Origin of the sequence: Anaerorudis cellulosivorans, assembly GCF_025943985.1 — a bacterium.
Lineage (GTDB): Bacteria > Bacteroidota > Bacteroidia > Bacteroidales > Dysgonomonadaceae > Anaerorudis > Anaerorudis cellulosivorans.
Genome location: NZ_JAPCWE010000035.1, coordinates 1 through 1,254, shown reverse-complemented (window position 1 = coordinate 1,254; position 1,254 = coordinate 1). Strand labels below are relative to the sequence as shown.

1 pseudogene is annotated in these 1,254 nt (G+C 43.9%); it reads left to right on the top strand.

Annotated features, from left to right (window positions below):
- Nucleotides 1-1,229 (top strand): annotated as a pseudogene (locus OLM34_RS11390) (hypothetical protein); the annotation flags it as partial.
- Nucleotides 1,230-1,254: the final 25 nt, after the last annotated feature.

The window sequence follows — 1,254 nt, the reverse complement described above, 5'->3', positions numbered from 1 at the left end:
ATACCCGCTACGAGCTTGTACATGAAACACTTGCCCTGTTCATAGAGGAGCGTTCAGATCATATTTACAAGCGCAGCCTGTCACGGGAGGAGTTCGACCTTATCGACCATATCATGGACGAGGAGGGAAACAAGTTCATCTATCGCAGTAACAAGAAGGAGGTAGATACCCGCTTCGTTGCTTTAGGCAGGCTGATGTATCGTTTTATCAAGCTGTTTAAAAGACATGACTATGGTACTTACCAGACCCTGAAGACTGTCTTTGAACAGCAGTTTACTGTAACTCCCGATAAGACTGTACTGCCTAAGGATAATGACGATATAAGTGCCAAATCCATACAATCACCCCACGATACCGACTCCCACTACCGTAACAAGGGTGGAAAGCAGGTAAAGGGTTATTCCGCAAACATTACTGAAACATGCGATGATGAACCAAAGGATAGCCAAGGACAGCCTGATGATAGCGGCAGGCAGCCATTGAACCTGGTTACCGATGTAAACCTGGATGTTGTCTCTACCCCGGACTGCGACTTTCTTGAACCCTCCATCGAGGAAACACAGAAGCTCCTTGATGAGAAGATTGAAAAAGTATATGCTGACGGGGCTTATAACAGTACCGGCACTCAAGATTACACCAGCGATAATAACATGGAGCTGATCCTTACGGGTATCCAGGGGCAGCCTCCCAGGTATGAACTCACGCCCGGTGAAGAAAATCCCGATGAGCTGATAGTCCTGGACACTAAAACACAAATAATTATTACAGCATGTTTGGCAGCAACAACAAAGATAGACTCACAGACAGGAAAACCTGTAAAGAAATGGCGCATCAAAACAGATGATGGCAAATACCGTTACTTCACAATAGAGGATGTCCGTACATCCATGCTAAGACAAAAGCTGCGGGACGTCCCCATCAGGGAGAAATGGAAGCGAAACAATGTGGAAGCCACAATTTTTCAATTCGGATATAACCTCACAAACGGCAAGACACGCTACCGCGGACTTGCTGCCAACCGCCTATGGGCTTACTCCCGGGCTACTTGGATAAACTTCAGAAGAATACTGAAATATGTGATGCAAGCAAGTAAAAGATCGCTTTCGAGTCAAAAAAGACGCTGTTTTTCCATTAAAAAATGGATATGTTTTGAAAATAATGTAAACTCTCTAATGAATAATTTTTTAAACAACTCTCGTCTGAAATATCTCAATTTTTTGCATTTTTGAAAAATGGGGTTATCAGAGGAGACTC